The 24086-nt window shown below is 69.5% G+C and carries 13 protein-coding genes and 1 pseudogene; 7 read left to right on the forward strand and 7 right to left on the reverse strand.

What is annotated here, in order from left to right:
* The first annotated feature begins 176 nt into the window (after positions 1 to 176).
* Positions 177 to 11332 (forward strand): annotated as a pseudogene (locus L6444_RS09960) (type I polyketide synthase).
* Between the two features lie 12 nt (positions 11333 to 11344).
* Here the strand turns inward: L6444_RS09960 and L6444_RS09965 are convergent.
* From L6444_RS09965 to L6444_RS09975, 3 genes are read right to left on the reverse strand one after another with little or no spacing between them, the layout of a single operon-like run.
* Entirely contained in the window at positions 11345 to 11767 is a 423-nt protein-coding gene (locus L6444_RS09965; protein ID WP_236982112.1) for a PPOX class F420-dependent oxidoreductase, read from the reverse strand.
* A 6-nt stretch (positions 11768 to 11773) separates the two neighbouring features.
* Positions 11774 to 12883, reverse strand: coding sequence for an acyl-CoA dehydrogenase family protein (locus L6444_RS09970; protein ID WP_236982114.1), 1110 nt, complete (start codon positions 12881 to 12883; stop codon positions 11774 to 11776).
* 7 nt (positions 12884 to 12890) lie between these two features.
* A complete protein-coding gene (locus L6444_RS09975; RefSeq protein WP_236982116.1) occupies positions 12891 to 14048 on the reverse strand; it encodes an acyl-CoA dehydrogenase family protein in 1158 nt (385 codons plus the stop codon).
* Positions 14049 to 14194: 146 nt separating this feature from the next.
* On the opposite strand from L6444_RS09975, the gene L6444_RS31040 reads away from it, so the two are divergent.
* On the forward strand, positions 14195 to 16606 hold the full coding sequence (locus L6444_RS31040; protein WP_459561277.1) for a ComEC/Rec2 family competence protein: 2412 nt from the start codon (positions 14195 to 14197) through the stop codon (positions 16604 to 16606).
* A gap of 49 nt (positions 16607 to 16655) precedes the next feature.
* Entirely contained in the window at positions 16656 to 17639 is a 984-nt protein-coding gene (gene holA, locus L6444_RS09990; protein ID WP_255731158.1) for a DNA polymerase III subunit delta, read from the forward strand.
* Between the two features lie 48 nt (positions 17640 to 17687).
* Here the strand turns inward: holA and rpsT are convergent, their stop codons facing one another.
* Positions 17688 to 17951, reverse strand: a complete 264-nt coding sequence (rpsT, locus tag L6444_RS09995; RefSeq protein ID WP_236982118.1) for a 30S ribosomal protein S20 — start codon at positions 17949 to 17951, stop codon at positions 17688 to 17690.
* Positions 17952 to 18095: 144 nt separating this feature from the next.
* Between rpsT and L6444_RS10000 the strand changes: the two genes are divergently transcribed.
* Genes L6444_RS10000 through L6444_RS10010 form a run of 3 tightly spaced genes read left to right on the forward strand, consistent with a single transcriptional unit; the run spans position 18096 to position 21600 of the window.
* A complete protein-coding gene (locus tag L6444_RS10000; protein ID WP_236982120.1) occupies positions 18096 to 19775 on the forward strand; it encodes a circularly permuted type 2 ATP-grasp protein in 1680 nt (559 codons plus the stop codon).
* Positions 19775 to 20761 carry an alpha-E domain-containing protein gene (locus tag L6444_RS10005; protein WP_236982122.1) on the forward strand — a complete coding sequence of 329 codons (987 nt, stop codon included), beginning with the start codon at positions 19775 to 19777 and terminating at the stop codon, positions 20759 to 20761. The genes L6444_RS10000 and L6444_RS10005 overlap by 1 nt, the downstream gene beginning before the upstream one ends.
* A complete protein-coding gene (locus tag L6444_RS10010) occupies positions 20761 to 21600 on the forward strand; it encodes a transglutaminase family protein (RefSeq protein WP_236982124.1) in 840 nt (279 codons plus the stop codon). Before L6444_RS10005 ends, L6444_RS10010 begins: the two co-directional genes overlap by 1 nt.
* Here L6444_RS10010 and L6444_RS10015 read toward each other — a convergent pair.
* Both L6444_RS10015 and L6444_RS10020 read right to left on the reverse strand, forming a co-directional pair.
* Positions 21597 to 21908, reverse strand: coding sequence for a PE family protein (locus tag L6444_RS10015; RefSeq protein WP_236982126.1), 312 nt, complete (start codon positions 21906 to 21908; stop codon positions 21597 to 21599). The two genes, L6444_RS10010 and L6444_RS10015, sit on opposite strands and share 4 nt — an antisense overlap.
* A gap of 117 nt (positions 21909 to 22025) precedes the next feature.
* Positions 22026 to 22868, reverse strand: coding sequence for a ribonuclease Z (locus tag L6444_RS10020; protein WP_236982128.1), 843 nt, complete (start codon positions 22866 to 22868; stop codon positions 22026 to 22028).
* A gap of 144 nt (positions 22869 to 23012) precedes the next feature.
* Between L6444_RS10020 and L6444_RS10025 the strand changes: the two genes are divergently transcribed.
* Positions 23013 to 23441 (forward strand): CBS domain-containing protein, encoded by a 429-nt coding sequence (locus tag L6444_RS10025; RefSeq protein WP_236982130.1) that lies wholly within the window; start codon positions 23013 to 23015, stop codon positions 23439 to 23441.
* Between the two features lie 31 nt (positions 23442 to 23472).
* Here L6444_RS10025 and L6444_RS10030 read toward each other — a convergent pair whose 3' ends face one another.
* Positions 23473 to 24084 (reverse strand): type II toxin-antitoxin system PemK/MazF family toxin, encoded by a 612-nt coding sequence (locus L6444_RS10030; protein WP_236982131.1) that lies wholly within the window; start codon positions 24082 to 24084, stop codon positions 23473 to 23475.
* Positions 24085 to 24086: the final 2 nt, after the last annotated feature.

Genomic DNA, 24086 nt, shown 5'->3' on the forward strand with positions numbered 1-24086 from the left:
CCGGCTGTGGCCGTTGTCGTGGGCGAGGCAGCCGCCGGTCCCGGTCGCCCGGAACGGTACCGGCATCCTGTGACAATCCTTGGCGTCCCTGTCGCCGTCGGTGTCGCTTGCCATACTGTGCCGGGGGAGATTCACACTGCGGCGCAACCGGGCCGGCCGACCAGGGAGGGCAATGCATGGCAGACGTCGAGGATCTGACGGCTCCGACATCGGGATTCGCGATCGTCGGTTACGCCGCACGATTCCCGGGCGCTGCCGACGCGAACGAGTTCTGGGACATGCTGCGGCAGGGCCGCGACGCGGTGTCGGACATTCCCCGCGACCGGTGGGACGTCGAGGAGTTCTTCGACCCGGACCCGGACGCGCCCGGCAAGATGGTCGCCCGCCGGGCCGGCTTCGTCGACGACGTGACGGGGTTCGACGCGCCGTTCTTCGGGATGTCTGCCCGCGAGGTCAGGTTGATGGATCCCCAGCACCGCCTCCTGTTGGAGACGGCCTGGCAGGCGGTGGAGCATTCCGGCATCGCGCCGATGACCCTGGCGAACTCCAATACCGGTGTGTTCGTCGGCCTGTCGACACACGACTACCTGGGCATGGCCTCGGACGAGCTGGACTACGCCGAGATCGAGGCGTACATGGCGATCGGGACGGCGGCCGCCGCGGCGGCCGGCCGGATCAGTTACCGGCTCGGATTGCAGGGCCCGGCGGTCACCGTCGACACCGCGTGCAGTTCCTCACTGGTGGCCATCCACCAGGCATGCCAGGCGTTGCGGTTCGGCGAGTGCGACCTGGCGCTGGCCGGCGGCGCGAACGCGCTGCTCAGTCCCGCGACCATGATCACGTTCTCGCACGCGCACATGCTCGCGCCGGACGGCCGGTGCAAGACGTTCGACGCCGCCGCGGACGGCTACGTGCGCGGCGAGGGCTGCGGCGTCATCGTCATCAAGCGACTCGACGACGCCATCCGCGACGGCGACCGGATTCGGGCGGTGATCCGTGGCAGCGCGATCAACCAGGACGGCGCGTCCGGCGGTTTGACGGTGCCCAACGGGGTGGCCCAGCAGCGGGTGATCACCGAGGCGCTGCAGCGGGCCGGCGTCGCGGCCGGCGATGTCGGCTACCTCGAGGCGCACGGCACCGGGACCTCGCTGGGAGACCCGATCGAAGTGCAGGCCGCCGGGGCCGTTCTCGGCCAGGGCCGCGACCCGGGCCGGCCGCTGCTGATCGGTTCGGTGAAGACGAACATCGGACACTTGGAGGCCGCCGCGGGAATCGCGGGCGTGATGAAGGTCATCCTCGCCCTGGAACACGAGGCGCTGCCCCAGCACCTGAATTTCCGGACCCCCTCACCGCACATTCCCTGGGACCGCTTCGCGGTGAAGGTGGTGCAGGAACCCACCGCGTGGGAGCGCAACGGCAGACCCCGCATCGCCGGGGTCAGCTCGTTCGGGTTCTCCGGGACCAACGCCCACGTGATCATCGAGGAAGCCCCCGTGGCACCGGCCCGGGCCGGCACTGCTCGGGCCGAGGTGCGCGAGGACCGGCGGTACAGCTTGCTGCCGCTGTCAGCGCGCACGCCGGCGGCGTTGGTGCAGCTCGCGCAGCGGTACCGCGAGTGGTTGGGCGCGCATCCCGAAACCGATTTGGCGGACCTGTGTTTCACCGCCGGCGTCGGTCGAACCCACTTCGAGCACCGTGCGGCGCTGGTGGTCAATTCCACCGAGTCCGCCAGTGAGCTGCTCGCCGCGCTCGCCGACGACCGCCCGGCGCCCGGGCTGGTGCGCGGCGAGTCCGCCGACGTCCCGAAAACGGCGTGGCTGTTCCCCGGCCAGGGCAGCCAGTTCGCCGGGATGGCCCGCGAGTTGTTCGACACCGAACCGGTGTTCGCCGAGACGATGACCCGTTGCGCGGCGGTGGTCGACGACGTGCTCGGCAAGCCGATGCTCGACGTCATCTTCGACGCCGACGGCGACGAGACGCTGCGGCAGACCAGTTTCGCCCAGCCCGCCCTGTTCGCCGTCGAGATGGGCCTGGCGCGGCTCTGGCAGTCGTGGGGACTGCAACCCGACGTGGTGCTCGGGCACAGCGTCGGCCAGTACTCGGCGGCCTGCGTCGCCGGAGTCTTCGGCCTCGAGGACGGCGCGTTGCTGCTCGCCGAACGTGGCCGCCTGTTCGGCAACCTGCCGGCCGGTGGCCGGATGGTCGCCGTCTTCGCCGCCGCCGAGCGGGTGGAGAGCTTCACCGACGAGTTCCCGCGGCTGTCGGTGGCTGCCTACAACGGGGCCAACACCGTGCTGTCGGGGCCGGCGGAGGATCTGGACCGGGCGGTGGCCGCGTTGACCGCCGACGCGGTCCGGTGTGAGTGGCTGGACACCAGCCACGCGTTCCATTCGGCGCTGCTGGATCCGGCCCTCGACGAATTCGAGTCGTACGCGGGCCGGTTCGAATATCGGTCGCCGCAACGGATTTTGGTGTGCAACCGCACCGGTGCCGCCCTGGGCAGAACGGTGAAGCTGGACGCCCGCTACTGGCGGCGCCATGCCCGCCAGCCGATCGAGTTCGCCAAGAGCGTTGCCACGCTTGCCGGTCTCGGCTGCGCGGCACTGCTGGAGGTCGGGCCGCAACCGGTGTTGACCGCGGCAGCCCTGCGGGCCTGGCCGGACCCGGCGACCGCGCCGCGCGCGATCGCGTCGTTGCGCCGCAACGGTGCCGATCACCGCCAGATCACCGAAGCCCTCGCCACCGCGTACACCGTCGGGCATCTGCCCGACTTCGGTGCGCTGCAGCACCGGCCCGCCGACAAACTCGACCTGCCCACCTATCCGTTCCAGCACCGCTCCTACTGGTTCCGGGACAACCGGGCTCCGGCCGGCCACCACGGTGATCAGGCCGACCTCGCCGCGCGCACCGAGGCCGTCCGGTTGCTCGAAGACGGCCGGATCGACGAACTCGTCGCGCTGCTCGACGGAGACACCGCCAACCAGCAGACCGCCGATGTCTTGAAAAAGCTTGCCGCGCAACATAACCGGCAACGCTCGGTGCAGTCCATCGCCGATGCCCGGTACGAGATTCGATGGGAGAAGTCCGCGGTTTCCGGCGCCGACTCCGGCGAGGGCTCGGCGTGGCTGCTGATCGGTGACGACGCCGATCTGTCCCAGCCGCTGACCGACGCGCTGACCGCGCGCGGCCACCGCTACCGGGTCCTCGGTCTGCCCACGTCCGACGCGGACTGCGAGCGGCTCGAGGTGGCCCTGCGCGCCGCGGTCGCCGAGGAGCCGTCGCTGCGCATCCTGTGCCTCGCGGCTCTCGAACGTGGCGGTGGCGCCGCATCGCCGCCGTCCACCGCACCGTCGATGCGCTCGCTGCTGCACATGCAGCACCGGGTCATGAGCGGCGCCAAGCACCTGTTCCGCGCGGCCGCCGCCGCCGAGTTGCGTGCCCCCATCTGGCTGATAACCCGTGGCGCACAACGGGTCACCGACACCGACGCGGTCTCGCCGGTGCAGAGCTGCCTGTGGGGTTTCGGTCGCGCCGCCGCACTGGAGCATCCGCAAGTGTGGGGCGGACTGGTGGACCTGTCCGACTGCGGTGCCGACGAATGGTCCCGGCTGATCGGCCAACTCGTTGCAGCGCCGCGTGACTCGGGCGCCCGCGAAGACCAGATCGCGCTGCGGGGGCAGGCCGTCTACGTTCCCCGATTGCAGCGCCGGCCCGGTCTGCCCACCGCGATTCCGCTTCAATTGCGTTCGGAGGCAACGTATCTGGTGACCGGCGGGCTGGGCGCGGTCGGACTGGAGATCGCCGGCTACCTGGCTGCCCAAGGTGCGCGACAGCTGGTGCTGACCAGCCGGCGCGCACCGAGCGAAGCGGCCCGCGCGCGCATCGACGCGATTCTGCAGCAGCACGGCTGCCAAACCCGGGTCGTCGCAGCCGATGTCGCCAATCCGCACGACGTGGCCCGGCTGCTGGCCACGGTGGCGGCCGAGTTGCCGCCGCTGGCCGGCATCGTGCATGCCGCAGGCGAGATGGGCACCACCCCGCTGCAAACCCTCGACGACGCCGAAGTGGAACGGGTGTTCGCTGGAAAGGTCTGGGGCGCATGGCATTTGAGCGAAGCCACCGCTGATTTGCAGCTGGACTTCTTCCTGTGCACCTCCTCGATCGCCGCGGTCTGGGGAAGTTTCGGGCAGACCGCCTACAGCGCGGCCAACGCCTTCCTCGACGGGCTGGTGTACCGGCTGCGCGAGCAGGGCGTGCCCGCGATCAGTGTGAACTTCGGTCCTTGGCTGGCCGGCACGACCGGGATGGCGGACGAGGACGCCCGGACCCGGCTGGAGCAGCGCGGGGTCAAGGCCCTCTCGCCCGCGGACGCATTGGCCGGGATGGCCGAGGTCATGGCGGCATCCGGCGGCAACGGCGCCAACGGCGCCAACGGCGTGGTGGCCCGCATCGATTGGGCCCGCTTCCTGCCGCTGTACCAGCTGGGCGGCAAACGTTCGTTCCTCGCCGACCTGGAGCGCGAGGTGCCCGAGTCGGCGGTGGCGCCGGCGACGTTCGGGTCGTCGGGGACTACCCGATTGGTGGAGCAGCTGACCGCCGCCCCGGTGCAGCAGCGCAAGAAGATCCTGGTGGAGTTCCTGCGCGACGTCGTCGCAGAGGTGACCCGCACCGACGGGGCGGAGATCCGGGAAGAGGCCGGGTTCTTCGACCTCGGCATGGACTCGCTGATGGCCGTCGAGCTACGGCGCCGCGTCGAGCAGGCCGTCGGCCGCGAACTGCCCGCCACCCTGGCGATGGATCATCCGCGCCTCGTCGACGTGGCCGACTACCTGCTCGGTGACGTGTTGAAGCTGGGCGTTCAGGCGTCGGCCACCGCGGCCCCGGCCCGGCCGGCCTCGGTGCGGCCCGGCGCCACCGACGAGCCGATCGCGATCGTCGCGGTGGCCTGCCGATTCCCGGGATCACCGGACCCCGACGCTTATTGGGATCTGCTGTCCGGCGCCGTCGACGCGATCCGCGAGATCCCCGACGACCGCTTCGACATCGACGAGTTCTACGACCCGGATCCGGAGGCACCGGGCAAGATCTACAGCCGCAACGGCGGATACCTGGAAGGCATCGACGGATTCGACCCCGAGTTCTTCGGCATCTCACCGCGCGAAGCCGTATGGATAGATCCCCAGCAGCGGTTGATGCTGGAGATCGTCTGGGAGGGCCTGGAACGCGCCGGATATTCGCCGGCGGCACTGCGCGGCAGCCGCAGCGGCATCTTCGTGGGCGTAGCCGCCAACGAGTACTCACACCTGCTGTCCCGGGACTCCGTCGAGAGCATCGAAGCCCACTTCATCACCGGCAATGCGCTCAACGCCATCGCCGGTCGGGTCGCTTTCGCGCTCGGTCTGGAGGGGCCGGCGGTCGCGGTGGACACCGCCTGCAGTTCGTCGTTGGTGGCCGTGCACCAGGCCTGTCAGGCGCTGCACTCCAACGACTGCGATCTGGCGCTCGCCGGTGGGGTCAACGTCCTGCTGAGTCCGGCCTCCATCGTGGCGGCTTCCCGGGCGCGCATGCTCTCGCCGGACGGGCGCTGCAAGACCTTCGACGCCGCAGCCGACGGCTAGCTACGTGCGCAGCGAAGGCTGCGGCATCCTGGTGCTCAAGAGGCTCAGCGATGCCCAGCGTGACGGCGACCGGGTCTGTGCCGTCATCCGGGGCAGCGCGGTCAACCAGGACGGTGCCTCCAGCGGTCTGACGGTGCCCAACGGTGGCGCGCAGCAACGCCTGATCGCCGCGGCGCTGGCACGTGCCGGATTCGTCGGCGGCGACGTCGACTACCTCGAGGCGCACGGCACCGGCACCGCGCTGGGCGACCCGATCGAAGTGCAGGCCGCCGCCGCGGTCTACGGTGACGGCCGCGACCCGGATCGCCCGCTGCTGCTGGGATCGGTCAAGACCAACATCGGCCACCTGGAATCCGCCGCGGGGATCGCCGGGCTGATCAAGGTCGTGCTGTCGTTGCAGCACGAAATGCTGCCGCAGATACTGCATTTCGAGAAGCCGTCGCCGCACATTCCGTGGAACTCGTTGCCGGTGCGGGTGGTGGACACGCCCACCCCGTGGCACACCAACGGCAGGCCGCGCCGCGCCGGAGTGAGTTCCTTCGGGTTCACCGGGACGAATGCGCACGTGCTGATCGAGGAGGCGCCGGCGCCGGTCACCGAGGAGGTCGAGTCGGACATCTCGGCCGGCGAGTCAGCCGATCTCGCAGCGCCCCAGGACGTCGTCGAGACGGTCAACATTCTGCCGCTGTCGGCGCGTTCGCCGCAGGCGCTCACAGCGCTGGCGCACCGGTACCTGGAATGGCTGGACGCCCACCCCGACGTCGACGTCGCCGACGTCTGCTTCACCGCCGGGGTCGGCCGCTCGCAGTTCGAGCACCGGGCCGCCCTGGTCTTCGAACCGGGTGCCGCAACGGTGCAGAACGCCCGCGACCTGCTGGTCGAGCTGACCGAGAACCGGCTGCGGCCGGGCGTGCTGCGCGGTGAGTGCGGCGATCCGCCGACCACGGCATGGTTGTTCACCGGCCAGGGCAGCCAGTACCCGGGGATGGCGCGCGAATTGTTCGACGCCGAACCGGTCTTCGCCGACGTGCTGCGGCGCTGCGCGGCGGCGGTCGACGGGCTGCTGCCGCGTCCGTTGCTGGAGACCGTGTTCGCCACCGATCGGGACAGCGCAGAAACCTTGCGGCACACCTCTTTTGCGCAGCCGGCGCTGTTCGCCGTGGAGATGGGCCTGGCGCGGTTGTGGCAGTCCTGGGGGATCGAGCCCGACGTGGTGCTCGGGCACAGCGTGGGCCAGTACGCGGCCGCGTGCGTGGCCGAGGTGTTCAGCCTCGAGGACGGTGCCCGGCTGATCGCCGAACGCGGCCGGCTGTTCGGCGAGCTGCCCGCGGGCGGCCGGATGGTCGCCGTCTTCGCCGACCCCGGGCACGTGGAGTCCGTCGCCGACAAGTACCCGCGGGTCTCGGTCGCCGCCTACAACGGGCCCAACACGGTGCTCTCGGGTCCGGGCGAGGATCTCGAGCAGGTCGTCGCCGCCTTCAGCGACGAAGGGATCCGCTGCAACTGGCTGGAAACCAGTCACGCTTTCCACTCCGAGCTGCTGGAACCGGCGCTGGACGAATTCGAGTCGTACGCCGCAGGGTTCCAGTTCGGGATCCCCACCCGGCCGCTGGTCTGCAACCGCACCGGCGCGGTGCTCACCGCGGAGACGCCGCTCAACGCCCAATACTGGCGGCGCCATTCCCGGCAGCCGGTGCAGTTCGCCGAAAGTGTGCGCACCGTCGCGCAGCTGGGCTGCACGGTGCTGATGGAACTCGGTCCGCAACCCATCCTGACCGCGGCTGCGGTGCAGGTCTGGCCCGAGCACTCGCCGGCTCCGCGTGCGATCGTCTCCCTGCGCAAAGGCGCCGACGCGCGCCGCCAGATCGCCGAAGCAGTTGCCGCCGCATATGTTTCGGGGCATCGTCCCGATTTCGGCAAGCTGCATCACGGTGCCCGCAACCGGCTCGAACTGCCGACCTATCCGTTCCAGCGCCGTCACTTCTGGCCCAAGGCATCGGGCATCATCGGCGGCGGCGACGGTGGGGCGGTTTCCGGAATCCTCGGTAGCGCAAAGGATCTCGCTTCCGGAGATGCCGTCTACACCAGCAAGCTGTCGGTCAAGTCCCAGCCCTGGCTGTCCGATCACGTCATCTACGGCACCGTGGTCGTGCCGGGCGCGACGTACGCGGCCATGGCGCTTGCCGCCGTCGGACCGCCGGCTCGGGTGCAAGACGTTTTCTTCTATGAACCGATCATCCTGCCGGAGAAGAGTTCTCGAGAGGTACAGCTGACGCTGAGTCCGACCGAGGATGGCAGCGGGTTCACCTTCCGGGTGCACAGTCGCCCCTACGGGGTGCGCGATGCCGACTGGTCGCTCAACGCCGACGGCACCGTGGTCACCGGCCTGGACGACGAGACGGCGCTGGATCCCGAGGATTCCGTCGACGCGGCAACCGAGCGGTTGAACCGCACTCGACCGCAACAGCTGTTCGAGACCTTCGCCGACATGGAACTGGCCTGGGGGGCCCACCTGGTCGACGTCGTTGAAATCACTGTGGGTCGGTGAGGGCGAAGCGATCGGCGACGTCGTGGTGGGCGACGAGCTCTCCGAGCAACTCGGCATCGAGCCGATCCACCCGGTGTTGCTGGACCTGTGCACCGGGGTCGCCTTCCCTGCGTTCCCGGCGCTGCTGGCCGCCGAACACGGAGTGGCCGACCTGTTCCTGCCGTTGCGGTACGGCCGGGTGATGCTGCGCGAGCGGATGCCACGGCGGTTCTTCTGCCGCGCGAAGTGGCACGGCGACGCTCAGGCCCCGGGCGCACTCGACAGCGAAACGCAGGTGTTCGACCTCGATTTCGTCGACCGGGACGGTCGACTGTTGGGCGGCATCCGCGACTTCACGGTCAAGCGCGCGCCGCGCGAGGCGCTGTTGCGCGGGCTGGGTGGCGACGCGACCCGGCTGCTCTACACCCTCGGCTGGCACGAGATCCCCCCGCCGGCCGCCGACGGTGCCCAGAGCACAAGCGGCACTTGGGTTGTCGCCGGGTTCGACGAGCTGGCGGCCGAGCTGCCGGGCTGTCTGCGCGTCGACCGGGATGCCGACGCCCAGCAGTGGAGTGAGCTGATCGCCCAGGCGCAGGAGCGTGGCATGCCGATCACCGGTATCGTGCTGCGCGCCAGCGGAAGTCCGGCCACCGAGGAGTCCAGCGCCGAGTTCGCCGCCCGGCTGCAGACCCAGATCGGCAACGTGCTCGACGTCGTGCAACCCTTACTCGCCGACGACACGGTCAAGCTGGTCAACGGACTGTGGATCGTCACCGAACGGGCCGTGGCCGCCGAACCCGGCGAACCCGTCGATCCGGTGCAGTCGGCGCTGTGGGGGCTGGGCCGCACCATCATCGCCGAACAACCGATCCTGCGCTGCCGGCTCGTCGACCACGACGGATCCGACGAGGCCGTGCGCGCGCTGGCGGGGCTGCTCGGCGCACCGGTCGAGGAGCCCGAACTTGCGCTGCGGCAGGGCAAATACCTGGTGTCGCGACTGATGCCGTGGGCCCGCAGCGGCCAACTCGCGGTGCCGCGCGCGACCGACTACGTGCTGGCGCCGACCGAACGCGGCGCGATCGACAACTTGCGCCTGGTCGAGTCTGAGGTCTCGCCGCCCAGCGGGGGTCAGGTGCAGATCCGGGTGGAGGCCGCCGGCCTGAACTTCCGCGATGTGCTCAACGTGCTCGGCCTCTATCCAGGCGACCCGGGGCTGATCGGCGGCGACTTCTCCGGCATCGTCACCGAGTTGGGCAGCGGGGTAACAGGATTCGAGGTCGGGCAGCGCGTCATGGGCTTCATGCAGGGCGCGTTCGCCAGCCGGGTGAACGTGCCGGCGCAGTTGCTGGCGCCGGTGCCCGACGGGCTGAGCGCGGTCGACGCGGCCAGTATCCCGGCCGCCGCCCTGACCGCGCGGCTGGCGTTCGACTGGGCCCAGCTGCGTCCCGGTGACCGGGTGCTGGTGCACGCGGCCAGCGGTGGCGTGGGACTGGCCGCGGTCCAGTTGGCACAGCAGCACGGCGCCACGGTCTTCGCCACCGCCAGCACCTACAAGCGCGCGATGCTGCGCAAGTTGGGTGTGAAGTACGTCTACGATTCGCGCAGTACGGATTTCGCCGATCAGATCCTGGCCGATACCGACGGCGCCGGTGTCGACGTGGTGCTCAACAGCTTGACGAATGAGGGCTTCGTCGCGGCGACCGTGCGGGCCACCGCCCGCAACGGCCGGTTCGCCGAGATCGCCAAGCGCGACATCTGGTCGCCGGAGCAGATGGCGGCCGAACGTCCCGACATCGGCTACGAGATCGTCGCGCTGGACGGCACCATCATGTCCGACCCCGCGCACATCCAGCGGCTGCTGGTCGAGGTGTCCGACGGGCTGGCCCGCGGCGAGTGGTCACCGCTGCCGGTGGAGATCTACCCGCTGACCGAGGCCAAGACCGCGTTCCGCCGCATGCAGCAGGCACGGCACATCGGCAAGATCGTGTTGCAGATGCCCAAACCGCTGCAGCTGCACGGTGATCGGACCTACCTGATCACCGGTGGTCTGGGTGCCCTCGGTCTGCACACGGCCGCCCACTTCGCCCAACTCGGGGCCGGTGACATCGTGCTGACCAGTCGGCGCGCACCCGATGCCGACGCGCAGCGGGCCATCGCCGACATCAGTGAGCGCTACCGGTGCCGGGTCCACATCTTCGCCGCCGATGTCGGCGAGGAGTCGGCGGCCGCGGAACTGCTGGAGCGGATCCGGGCGGAATTGCCTCCGCTGGCGGGGGTGGCGCATTTGGCGGGCGTGCTCGACGACGCGCTGCTGACTACGCAGGACTGGGCACACTTCCAGACGACGTTGCAGCCGAAAGCTTTGGCGGCGTGGCATTTACACCGGTTGACCGCGGCCGACGAGCTGGACTTCTTCCTGCTGTATTCCTCGGCGTCCAGCGTGCTGGGTTCACCTGGCCAGGCCAACTACGCGGCCGCCAACGCCGTGCTCGACGGGCTCGCCGCCTACCGCAAGGCGCGCGGGCTGCCGGTGGCCGCGGTCAACTGGGGTCCCTGGGGCAAGGGCGGGATGGCGGCCTCGCAGGCCGCGCGCGCCAATCTCGGTGCGCAGGGCCTGCTTCCGCTGGAACCCTCGGCAGCGCTCAGCGCGCTCGGCGAAATCGTCGCGCACGGGACCGGGCAGGTCACCGTCATCAAGGCCAACTGGCAGCGGGCGGCGAAGATGCTCGGGGGTTCACGCCCACCGATTCTGGACCACCTGCTGCCCAGCGACGCCACCGTGACGACGGGCGACAGCGAGCTGCTGCGGCAGCTCTACGAGGTGCCCGAGGCCCAGCGCGCCGACTTCATCACCGAGTATCTGCAGCAGGAGGTGCAACAGTTCCTGCGACTGGCTCAGCCGCCCGCAGCCACCAGCCGGTTCCTGGACCTGGGCACCGACTCGCTGATGGCGGTGGAGCTGCGCAACCGGCTGCACGCCCAGTTCGGTGGCGCGTTCACGATCAGCGCCACCGCGGTCTTCGACTACCCGACGATCAGGTCGCTGGCGGAGTATCTGGCCGAGCAGTTGCCGGAGGCCGACGGCGAGGCCGTTCCTGTTCAGCAGGACGGGGCACCGGAAGCCGCCGGCCAGGCCGAACCCGTCGGTGCGGCCGAACCGGAGCCCGAACCGGCGCCGGTTGACTGAGGCGGGCGCGCGTCAGTCGCTGATGTCGAAACCGGCGATCACCTTGGTGGGCCGCAGCCGCACCACCAGCTCGCCGGGCACGGCATTGCGGCGGCCGAACTCCTCGGCCCGGTCGGCGCCCATGTACCGGGCGCCGGTCCGGGTCGCGATGTCCAACAGCTGCCCGGGGTCCTCGCTCAGCGAGGCCAGGCCCTGCACCTGCACGAACGAGTAGGGCGGGTGCGGGTCGTCGACGCAGATCGTGGTCCGCGGATCACGTTGCAGTGCACGGCCTTTCGCGGTCCGGCTGTCGGTGGTGAACACCAGGGCCCCGTCGTCGACGACGAACCACACCGGCGCCACCAGCGGGCGTCCGTCCGAGGCTGCGAAGCCCAGCATCCCGGTGCGGGTGCCCTCCGACAGGAAGGCGACCACTCGGTCGGACAGCTCGGCCACGGCCGCCTACAGCTTGGCCAGGTCGTAATCGCCGACGTGGTCGATGAGCACCCGCAGCTGATCTCCGGCGGTACCGAGCGTGTTGTCGATCGCGGTGAGACGCGCGGTGTAATGGCCCACCGGGTACTCCGCGGTCATGCCGATGCCGCCGTGTAGTTGGATGGCCTCCTGGCCGATGTGCCGGCCGGAGCGGCCGATCTGCAGCTTGGCGCGCGCGGCGATCAGCGGATCGTAGTTGCCGTCGGCGATCGACATGGCGGCGTAGAGGGTCATGCTGCGCGCCAGTTCCAGCGACACGTACATGTCAGCGGCGCGTTGGGTCAGCGCCTGGAATTTGTTGAGAGTCACCCCGAACTGCTTGCGGGTCTTGAGGTATTCGGTGGTCAGCCGCAGCGCTTCCTCCATTGCACCCAGCGCCTCGGCGCACAGCGCCGACTGGATGCGGATGACGGCGTTGCGGACGGCTTCGGAAGCGTCCTGTCCCGCCGACCCGAGCGGCTCGGCGGCGGTTGCGTCGAAGTCGATTTGGGCGCCGCGCTGACCGTCGAAGGTGGCATAGGATTTGCGCGTCGCCGCGCCCGCGTCGACCAGGAACAGGCCGGTGCCGCCGTCGGGCAGCGCCGCGCTGACCACCAGCGTCTGGGCGCTGTCGCCCGCCGGTACCGGGTTCTTGCGTCCGCTGATGGCCCACGAATCGCCTTGTTGCACAGCTTTAGTGGTGATCTCAGCGGCGGCGCCACGCTGGCCGGGCTCTAGGTGGGCGAACGCCAGCAACCGTTGCCCCGCGGACACCTCGTCGAGGATTTCCCGCTGCCGGTCGTTGCCCAGCTCGGCGATCAGCGCGCCGGGCGCCAACGCAGCATGCACGATGGGCTCGGGCGCCAGCCGGCGGCCGAATTCGGTGAGCACCACCATGATCTCGATCTGCCCGGCCTCGTCGGGGTCGAAGCCGAGGCCCAGAATCCCGGTCTCGGCCAACTGATTCCACACCTCGCGGCTCCAGCCGAGTTCGGTGTCGATCACCTTATTGCGGCTCTCCGGGTCGTAGCTGCGCGACAGCAATTCGCGGGTGGTGTCGCGCAGCAGCGTCTGCTCTTCGCTCAACTGAAAGTCCATGACTGCCTCACAATCCGAGAATGGTGGACGCGATGATGTTGCGCTGAACCTCGTTGCTGCCGCCGTAGATTGAGGTTTTGCGGTAGTTGAGGTAGTGCGGGGCACTGCTTTGCGCCCAGGCCGGTGAGGCGATCCCGTCACCGTTGACCGGTAGCGCGTCGGCGCCGGCGACCTCGACCATCAACTCGGTGGAAAGCTGCTGCAGCTGGCTGCCGCGCAGTTTGAGCACTGAGGACGCCGGGTTCGGTTTACCGCCCGAGGACCCCGAAACCACCCGGGCCTGAGTGAGTTCCAGTGCCAGGATCTCGTTCTCGGCCTCAGCCAGCCGGGCGGCGAAAAGCGGGTCGTCGATCAGCCCGTTCGCTTTCGCGTGCCGCTTCACCTCGGCCAGCCGCACCTTGGTGCGGCCGACCTGCGCGATGCCGGTGCGTTCGTTGCCCAACAGGAACTTCGCATACGTCCAGCCCTGATTCTCTTCTCCGACAAGCTGATTGGCGGGCACTCGGACGTCGGAGAAGAAGACTTCGTTGACCTCGACGCCGCCGTCGATCAGCTTGATCGGTCGCCACGTGATGCCCGGGGTGTCCATCTCCATCAGCAGGAACGAGATGCCGGCCTGACGCTTGGGCGCCTGCGGGTCGGTGCGCACCAGGCAGAAGATCCAGTCCGCGTACTGGCCCAGCGTCGTCCACGTCTTCTGCCCGTTGACCACATAGCTGTCGCCGTCGCGGACCGCGGTGGTGCGCAACGAGGCCAGGTCCGAGCCGGCTTCGGGCTCGGAGAAGCCCTGGCACCACCAGATGTCCAGGGCGGCGGTCGGCGGTAGGAACCGCTCCTTGATCTCCTGCGACCCGAACTCGGCGATCACCGGCCCGACCATCTTGGTGTTGAAGTTCAGCGGCTCGGGCACACTGGCCAGCTGCATCTCGTCGTTGTAGATCTGCGACTGGGTGGGTGTCCAATCCTTGCCGCCCCATTCGACGGGCCAACCGGGTACGGCCAGCCCGTTCTCGTGCAGCAACTTGTGATTGTCGACGATCTGCTCGCGGGTCAGCGATTGGCCGTTGCGTACCCGCTCGCGGACGTCGGCGGGGACCTTGGTGGTGAAAAAGGTACGAAGTTCGTCGCGGAACGCGGCTTCGTCGGGGGTGAGCGCCAGCTTCATTGCAGCCTCCTGTGGTCGTGCGCGCCGGTTCCATCTTGACTGATCCGACCGAGCGCTCGTGCACAGCCTCGGGTTAATCCACAGCGGGGCGGTGAGCGGCGCCTTCGGCGGGTCGCTGCGACGGTCCGCGCGCCTACCGTCGGCTCATGCGAACGGAACTTCCTGCCGAGAGACTGCACCGCCGGTTGGGTGCCGAACCAGACAGCGACGGCCCGGACTCCGGGCCCGACGACCCGGTCGCGGGCGACGGCCGGGACGAGGAGCAGGACGACCCGAACTCCCTGCTGCCGCGCTGGCTGCCCGAGAGCTCACGCGGGCGCGGTCTGGTCGACCGGGTGCGCGCCGATCCGGGCCGGGCCGGGGCCTTCGCACTGGCGGTGATCGCCGCGCTGGCGGTGCTGATCACCGTGTTCACCCTGGTGCGCGACCGCCCGGCCCCGGTCAGCTCGGCCAAACTGCCACCGGTAGAACGGGTTTCGTCCGCCAGATCGTCCACGACTGTCGCCCCGCCGGCCGGTCCGGTGGTGGTCAGCGTGGTGGGTCTGGTGCACAAACCCGGGGTGGTGACGCTGGCGCCGGGCGCACGCGTCGCCGATGCGGTGCAGGCGGCCGGTGGGGCGGTCGACGGTGCGGACATGGTGGGGCTGAATATGGCCCGCCCGGTCGGTGATGGTGAGCAGATCGTGGTCGGTCTGGCGTCGCCGTCGGGCAAACCGCCGGTGTTGGGCAGTTCGGTGGGCACCGGCGCGCCCACCGCGCCGGCGACCGCGGCGCCCACTTCGGGTAGGCCGAGGCCGGCGCCCAAGGAGCCGCTGGACCTGAACACCGCGACCGTCGAGCAGCTCGACGCCCTGCCCGGCGTGGGCCCGGTCACCGCGGCCGCGATCGTGGCGTGGCGACAGGCCAACGGCCGATTCACCACCGTCGACCAGTCTGGGGGAGGTCGAGGGTATCGGCCCGGCGCGGCTGGACAAGCTGCGCGCCCTGGTCCGTGTCTGACCCCGGTGGCCGGCCCGGAGACCAGTCCGGTGGTGGACCTGGACGTGCGCCTGGTCCCGGCCGCGCTGGCCTGCTGGGCGGTCACCGCGGCGGGGATCGTCTGGCCGATCGGCGCCGTATTGGCCGGGTGCTGCGCGGTGCTGGCCGTCGGGTCGGGCCTGCTGTGGTGGCGGGCGCGGGGCCGTCCGGGCGCTCGGCTGGCCGCGGTCGGCGCCGGTCTGCTGGCGATCGGCGTGGTGGGTGCGGGCTACGGCCTGGCGGTCGCATTGCGGGCGGATGCGGTCGCGCACCACCCGATCACCGCGACTTTCGGCACCGTCGCTCCGGTGACGGTCATGCCCAGCGAAAGCCCGCTGACGCTGGGCAGCGGCCGGCTGATGTTCCGGGCGACGTTGCTGCGGCTGCGTGACGACGAAATATCGGGCCGGGTCGTGGTTTTCGCCCGCGCCGCTGAGCAGGGATACGGGGAGCTCGCCGTGGGCCGGCCGGTCCGCTTCACCGCACGCATCACCCGCCCGACCCGCCACGACCTCACCGTCGCGGTGCTGACCGCGACAGGTCCGCCGGCCCTGGGTGAGGCCGGGTCGGTACAGCGTGCCGCGCACGCCGTGCGTAGCCGATTCGCCGCGGCGGTTCGTACGGTGCTGCCGGCCGACCAGGCGGCGATGCTGCCCGCGCTGGTACTCGGCGACAGCACGCTGGTCCCCGCGGGGACCAGCGCCGAGTTCCGCACCGCCGGGATGACGCACCTGACCGCGGTCTCGGGCGCCAACGTGACGATCGTGTGCGCGGCGGTGCTGTTCTCGGCGCGGCTGGTCGGACCGCGGGCCGCCGTAGCGCTGGCCGGCTTGGCGCTGGTGGGGTTCGTGATCGTGGTGCAGCCGACGGCCAGCGTGTTGCGGGCGGCGGTGATGGCCGCGATCACGCTGCTGGCGATGCTGACCTCGCGGCGCCGTCAGGCGATACCGGCACTGGCGGCAACGGTGTTGGTGCTGCTGGTCGCGGCGCCGCAGCTGGCGGTCGACCTGGGTTTCGCCCTGTCGGTGGTCGCGACGGCCGCGCTGGTGGTCGTCGCGCCCGGATGGTCGCGCCGCCTGGCCGATCGGGGCTGGCCCAAGCCACTCGCGGACGCGGTCGCGGTCGCCGGGGCCGCCCAGCTGGTGACGGCGCCGCTGGTCGCCGCCATCTCGGGACGGTTCAGTCTGGTGGCCGTCGCCGCCAACCTACTGGCGGCGCCGGCCATCGCCCCGATCACCGTGCTGGGCACCGCGGCGGCGGTGTTGGCCGGGTGCTGGCCGGCCGGCGCGCAGCTACTGATCCGATTCACCGGGCCGGAGGTGTGGTGGGTCTTGCGGATCGCACGGTGGGCAGCCGGGGTGCCCGCGGCCAGTGTGCCGGTGCCCTCCGGGGTCGCCGGCCTGCTCACAGTCGGCTGCACCACCGTGCTGGCCGCGGCGATGTGGCGATGGCACTGGTTCCGCGTCGCCTTGGGCTCGGCGGCGGTCACCGGCGTGATCTGCCTGGCGGCGTGGTCGCTGTCCGGATTGGCGGGGCGGTGAGCGTCACCTCCGGAGCCGGGCCGTCGTGGCGCCGTGACACCATCGTGTCGTGAGCGAGGTTTCGTCTTTGCACCTGGTCCTGGGGGAAGAGGACCTGCTGATCGAGCGGGCCGTCGCGCAGATTCTGCGGTCGGCCCGCCAGCGCACGGGCACGGCATTGGGTGCCGAATCGGGAATAGCGGACATCCCGGTCAACCGGATGCGCGCCGGCGACGTCAGCACCTACGAGCTGACCGAGTTGCTGAGCCCCTCGCTGTTCGCCGAGGAGCGGATCGTGGTACTCGAAGCCGCCGCCGAAGCCGGTAAAGACGCGGCCACGTTGATCGCCGCGGCCGCCGCGGATCTGCCGCCGGGCACTGTGCTGGTCGTCGTGCACTCCGGGGGTGGACGCGCCAAGGCGCTGGCGGCGGAGCTGAAGTCGCTGGGCGCCCAAGTGCATCCGTGCGCCCGGATCACCAAAGCCGGCGAGCGCGCCGACTTCGTCCGGGCCGAGTTTCGCTCGTTGAAGGTCAGGGTCGACGACGACACCGTGACGGCCTTGCTCGACGCCGTCGGCTCCGACATCCGGGAGCTGGCGTCGGCCTGCTCGCAGCTGGTCGCCGACACCGGCGGCGACGTCGACGAACCGGCGGTCCGGCGCTACCACAGCGGCAAAGCCGAGGTGAAGGGCTTCGACATCGCCGACAAGGCGGTGGCCGGGGACGTCTCGGGCGCGGCCGAAGCACTGCGCTGGGCGATGATGCGCGGCGAACCGTTGGTGGTGCTGGCCGATGCCCTCGCCGAAGCCATCCACACCATCGGCCTGGTGCAGGCGCAGTCGGGTGACCCGTACCGGCTGGCCGGTCAGCTCAAGTTGCCGCCCTGGCGGGTGCAGAAGGCGCAGCGGCAGGCCCGTCGCTGGTCACGGGAGCGGCTGGCGACCGCGATGCGAGTGGTCGCAACACTCAACGCCAACGTCAAAGGTGCCGTGGCGGACGCCGACTACGCGCTGGAAGCGGCGGTGCGACAGGTGGCCGAACTGGTCTCGGATTGACCGTCGGATCGGCTTTGGGAACGAATGGTCTAAAAAGGGGCGGAAAGCTCAGCCGAGCTTGTTGAACGCCTGCGCCAGCGCCGACTTCTTGTTGGCGGCCTGGTTCTTATGGATCACGCCCTTGCTCGCGGCCTTGTCCAGCTTGCGGCTGGTCGACACCAGCAGCTCAGCGGCCTTGTCCTTCTCACCGGCGTGGGTGGCTTCCCGGAACGCGCGAATGGCGGTACGGAGCGAAGACTTCACCGACTTGTTGCGCAGCCGGGCGCGCTCGTTAGTCCGGTTGCGCTTCTGCTGCGACTTGATGTTGGCCACGCGTGTAGTTCCTTAGTCCGTTTCGATTTGGCTTTGCCCGGGGTATGCCTGCAACCCGACAGCGACTGCTCAGGTTAGCAGTCGGTTACGTTTTCGCCCAAAAGACGAACTCTGGGCCTGCTGGAATAGGGGATTTGAGGCAGAGTGACACAGGTGAGCCTTTCGAATCAGATCGAAGCAACCCCGCACCGGTCACGCGCCCGTTCCGAGCGCATTTTCGAGGGCTATAACACCTGTGATCCGGTCTATTCGTTGGCTTTCGACGAGATGTTCGACGCCCAGGGCAACGTGCGCGGCCCCTACAAGGGCATCTACGCCGAGCTGGCGCCCACCGACGCCTCGGAGCTGAAGGCCCGGGCCGACGCACTGGGCCGGGCGTTCATCGACCAGGGCATCACGTTCTCGCTGTCGGGCCAGGAGCGGCCGTTCCCGCTGGATCTGGTGCCGCGGGTGATCTCGGCCGCCGAATGGACGCGTCTGGAGCGCGGCATCACCCAGCGGGTCAAGGCCCTCGAGATGTACCTCGACGACATCTACGGTGACCAGGAGATCCTGCGCGACGGCGTCATCCCGCGCCGGCTGATCACCTCGTGCGAGCACTTCCACCGCGAGGCTGTCGGGATCGTCCCGCCCAACGGAGTACGCATCCACGTCGCCGGCATCGACCTGATCCGCGACGAGAAAGGCGACTTCCGGGTCCTGGAAGACAACCTGCGGTCGCCGTCGGGTGTGTCCTACGTCATGGAGAACCGGCGCACCATGGCCCGGGTCTTCCCGAACCTGTTCGCCACCCACCGGGTGCGCACCGTCGACGACTACGCCGCCCACCTGCTGCGGGCGCTGCGCAACTCGGCGGCCACCAACGAAGCCGACCCGACCGTGGTGGTGCTGACTCCCGGCGTCTACAACTCGGCGTATTTCGAGCACTCGCTGCTGGCCCGGCAGATGGGTGTGGAGCTGGTCGAGGGCCGCGACCTGTTCTGCCGGGACAACCAGGTCTACATGCGCACCACCGCGGGGGAGCGGCAGGTCGACGTCATCTACCGGCGCATCGACGACACGTTCCTGGATCCGCTGCAGTTCCGCGCCGACTCGGTGCTGGGGGTGGCCGGGCTGGTCAACGCCGCCCGCGCCGGCAACGTGGTGATCTCCAGCTCGATCGGCAACGGCGTGGGCGACGACAAGCTGGTCTACACCTACGTGCCCACCATCATCGAGTACTACCTGGGCGAAAAGCCGCTGCTGGCCAATGTGGAAACGTACCGCTGTTGGCTGGACGACGAGCGCGAGGAGGTGCTCGACCGGATCCACGAATTGGTGATCAAGCCGGTGGAAGGCTCCGGCGGGTACGGCATCGTGTTCGGCCCGGAGGCCTCGGAGAAGGAATTGACCGCGCTGGCCAAGAAGATCCGCGAAGATCCGCGATCGTGGATCGCCCAACCGGTCATGGAGCTCTCGACGGTGCCGACCCGGATCGGCGACTCGCTGGCGCCGCGTTACGTGGACCTGCGGCCGTTCGCGGTCAACGACGGCAACGAGGTGTGGGTGCTGCCCGGCGGATTGACCCGAACCGCGCTGGTCGAGGGCTCGCGGGTGGTGAACTCCAGCCAGGGCGGCGGCTCCAAGGACACCTGGGTGCTGGCGTCGCGGGCCTCGGGGGCCGGTCGTGAGCTGGGTCGCGCCCAGGTGGTGCGGTCGCTGCCGCGGGCCGTGCCCGAGCAGGCTCCCGAGGCTGTTCGTCCGGCTACCACCCACGCTCAGCCGATCAACCCGCCCCAGGACGAACAGCCGCAGCAGCAACAACAGCAGAAAGCGAGCGACTGATGCTGGCCCGTAACGCCGAGGCGCTGTTCTGGATCGGCCGTTACGTCGAGCGTGCCGACGACACGGCGCGCATCCTGGACGTGGCGGTGCACCACTTGCTGGAGGATTCCAGCGTCGACCCCGACCAGGCCTCCCGCCTGCTGCTCAAGGTGCTGGGCATCGAGCCTCCCGAGCACCGCCTCGACGTCTGGTCGCTGACCGACCTGGTTGCGTTCAACCCCAACACCGACGGTGGTTGCTCGATCGTCGAGGCCATCTCGGCGGCGCGCGAAAATGCAAGGTCGGCAAGGGAAGTCACGTCCAGCGAGATCTGGGAATGCATCAACACCACCTATCATGCGCTGCCCGAACGGGAGCGGGCCGCCAAACGCCTTGGGCCGCATGAGTTTTTGTCGTTCATCGAGGGACGCGCGGCGATGTTCGCCGGCTTGGCCGACTCCACCCTGTCGCGCGACGACGGCTACCGGTTCATGGTGTTGGGCCGCGCGATCGAACGGGTCGACATGACGGTGCGGCTGTTGCTGTCCCGCGTCGGGGACAGCGCCTCGTCGCCGGCCTGGGTGACGCTGTTGCGTTCGGCGGGTGCCCACGACACCTATCTGCGTACCTACCGCGGCGCGCTGGACGCGGCCCGGGTGGTCGAGTTCATGCTGCTCGACCGGCTGTTCCCGCGTTCGGTCTTCTACTCGCTGAAGCTGGCCGAACACAACCTCGAGGAACTGCTGCACAACCCGCAGAGCCGGATCGGGGCCACCACCGAAGCGCAGCGTCTGCTCGGCAAGGCGCGCAGCGAGCTGGAATTCGTCCAGCCCGGGGTGCTGCTCGAGACGCTGGAGAACAGGCTGGGGGCGCTGCAGCGGACCTGCCGGGACGTCGGGGATGCGTTGGCGCTGCAGTACTTCCACGCTGCGCCCTGGGTGGCGTGGACGGACGCCCGGCAGCGCGGGGAACTGGTCGAGACGCTGGACAGCCGAGGAGAATCCTGATGTGGCGGATGCGGGTGGTGCACACCACTGGTTATGCGTATCAGTCGCCGGTGACGGCGTCCTACAACGAGGCACGGCTGACACCGCGCTCCAACACCCGGCAGAACGTCGTCCTCAACCGCGTCGAAACCATCCCGGCGACCCGGTCCTACCGCTACATCGACTACTGGGGGACCGCGGTCACCGCGTTCGACCTGCACGCGCCGCACACCGAACTGACGGTGACGTCGTCCTCGGTGGTCGAGACCGAATGCCCGGAGTTGCCGGAGGAGAAGGCCGGCTGGGACGAACTGAAGTCGATGGCCGTGATCGACCGCTTCGACGAAGTGCTGCGCCCCACCGCCTACACCCCGACCAGCAAACGCGTTGAGGCCGTCGGCAAGCGGATCATGAAGAACCACGACCCGCAGGAGGCGGTGGTGGCCGCGGCCCGGTGGGCGCGCAGCGAGCTGGACTACCTGCCGGGCACCACCGGAGTGCACTCGTCGGGGCTTGATGCGCTGGAGCAGGGTAAGGGCGTGTGCCAGGACTTCGCGCACCTGACATTGATCGTGTTGCGCAGCATGGGAATTCCCGGGCGATACGTGTCCGGATACCTGCATCCCAAACCCAAGGCGGCGATCGGCAAGACTGTCGAGGGCCGCAGCCACGCCTGGGTTCAGGCCTGGACGGGCGGCTGGTGGAATTACGACCCCACCAACGACACCGACATCTCCGAGCAGTACATCAGCGTGGGCGTCGGCCGCGACTACGCCGACGTGTCGCCGCTGAAGGGTATCTACTCCGGGATGGGCGCCACCGACCTCGACGTGGACGTCGAGATCACCCGGCTGGCCTAGCTGAGCAGGTCCCGCAGCGGCGCGGCCGCGTCGGCGTCGGCGTCGGCGTAACTGGCAGCCGCGCCGGCCAGCCGCTGCACCAGCTGCTCGTGGACGGCCGACATCGCAGCGCTGATCTGCAGATAACCCTGCGCGTGGGCACCCCAGAACGCCGCCACGACCGCCGACACCTGGTCAGCGGCCGCTGCCGGCACACCAGCGGTCTGCTGGGCCGCCCCGGTGTTGGAGGCGTCGATCGCCGAACCGATGCCGGCCAAGTCAGCGGCCGCAGCCGCCAGCGCCCCGGGGCCCGCGACGACGTACGACATCCAGCACCTCTGATTCGAGAACGGCAGAAGCGGATCGTACCTCGCTGCGAGCCCCAAGACCCGCGTTTGCACGTCCAGATCGTCGCCGGCCAGAAATTCGGCACGACTCGACCGCCGCTAGGGGCGCGCCGACACCTCGACCCGGTGCAGGTCGTCGCCGAGTTCGATCTGCCCGCTGAACTCGGTGGCCGCCAGCGCTCGCCACTGGTCCTCCTGGCCTGCCACCAGCGGCGGTACGTAATGCGTCAGGATCAGCGTCGCCACCCCGGCACGGGCCGCCGTCGCGGCCGCCTCCGCCACCGATGAGTGGTAGTCGCAGACGTCCTTGACCCGCTGCTGCGGCACGTGGGTCAGGATGTCTTTGCGGATCGCGGTGTGCACCAACCCGTCTGCGCCGGCAGCCAGTGCGTCCAGACTCGCGCACGGCACCGTGTCGCCGGCCAGCACCACCGACGCACCGTCGAACTCGACGCGGAAGCCGATCGTCGGCGCCACCGGGCGGTGATCGGTGGGCGCGACCCGGATGGTGACGCCGTCACGGTCCCACACCACGCCGTCGGTGTGCTCGTGGACCTCGACCGACGGCGGGGCGTTCAGGTCGGCGTGGTGGGCGATCCGGTAGCTGATGTCGTGGCCGAACGCCTTGAGCGTCAGCTCCACCACCTCCGCGGTGCCCGGCGGGCCGATGATCTGCAGCGGCGGGGGATCGGGGGTGAAGGTGGTGATCCAATTCGTGATCAGCAGATCGCCCAGTTCGGCGATGTGGTCGCTGTGCAGGTGGGTGAGCAACAGGCCGGATAATCCGGCGGCTGCCACCCCGACCGCCGCCGCGCGTTGCAGCACGCCCCGCCCGCAGTCCACCAGGAACACCTGCTCGCCGGCGCGCACCAGGGTCGCGGGCCCGGCCCGGTTCGGGTCGGGGACGGGACTTCCGGTGCCAAGTAGCGTGACCTCGATCATGGGCAACATCTTTGCAAGTCGGCTGGGAATTGCGTATCCACCATCCGGTTGATTCGACGCGGGTACGGATGGCGGGGGCGTCTTTCCCGCCGCGCCACTAAGTCGTAGCCTGAGTGAATTGGATCACAAGGCATGGGAGGCCAGATGCGGATCGTGGACGTCTTGCGGAATAAGGGTGCGGCGGTGACGACGATCCACCCCGACGCGACAGTCCGGGAACTGTTGGCCGGCTTGGCGGAGCAGAACATCGGCGCCATGGTGGTGGTGGGTGACGACGGCGTGGCCGGCATCGTCTCCGAACGCGACGTGGTGCGTCAGCTGCACGTACACGGCGCCAGCGTGCTGTCCCGGCCCGTCTCCAAGATCATGACCAGCGCCGTTGCCACCTGCACCAAATCGGACACCGTCGACAGCGTCAGTGTGCTGATGACTCAGAACCGGGTGCGCCATGTGCCGGTGCTGGAAGGCAAGAAGCTGGTCGGCATCGTCAGCATCGGCGATGTGGTCAAGACGCGGATGGGCGAACTGGAGGCCGAGCAGCAGCAGCTGCAGTCCTACATCACCCAGGGCTGAACGACTCGGCCCCGGCGGTCGTGGAGACCACTCAGCGCCACGAGTATTCCGCGCGTAGCCGGGCGGCCACCACGTCGAAGGTCTCGCGGTCCAGGATCGCGCCCTCGCGGCGGATGCCTTCCTCGGGCACGTCGAGCACCCGGTCCAGCCGCACCCAGCTCTCGCGACCCTCGTAATCCCAGTCACCCGAACCGATTCCGACCCACTCCCGCTCTCCGGCGTGATGCTCCTGGCTGGACAGCATCAGCCCGAGCAGCACGGTGCGCTCCCGGCCCACCACCAGCACCGGCCGGTCTTTTCCGCGGGTCGGGTCATCCTCGTAAACCACCCAGGTCCAGACGATCTCGCCCGGATCGGCCTTGCCGTCCAGGTCGGGTGCATAAACCACTTTGCGGGCCCGCTGCGCGGTGGGAGAGCTGGTGTTCGTCACTGGGCGGCCCGCGGCGATCTCGACCGGAGCGGCCGGCAGACCCATCGCCACGATGTTCGCGGTGATCTTCACGGCGTGCTGCAGGGTCCGCAGTGTCTCCTGCGTGTTCTGCAGGCGCTGCACCACCCTCGGGGCCTCGGCGACGAGGTTCTCCGCAAAGCGCTGAAACGTTTTCCACTGTGACTTGCCGGACGACTTCTTACCCGGGGCCATGG

The sequence above is a fragment of the Mycobacterium kiyosense genome (assembly GCA_021654635.1).
GTDB classification, from domain to species: domain Bacteria; phylum Actinomycetota; class Actinomycetes; order Mycobacteriales; family Mycobacteriaceae; genus Mycobacterium; species Mycobacterium kiyosense.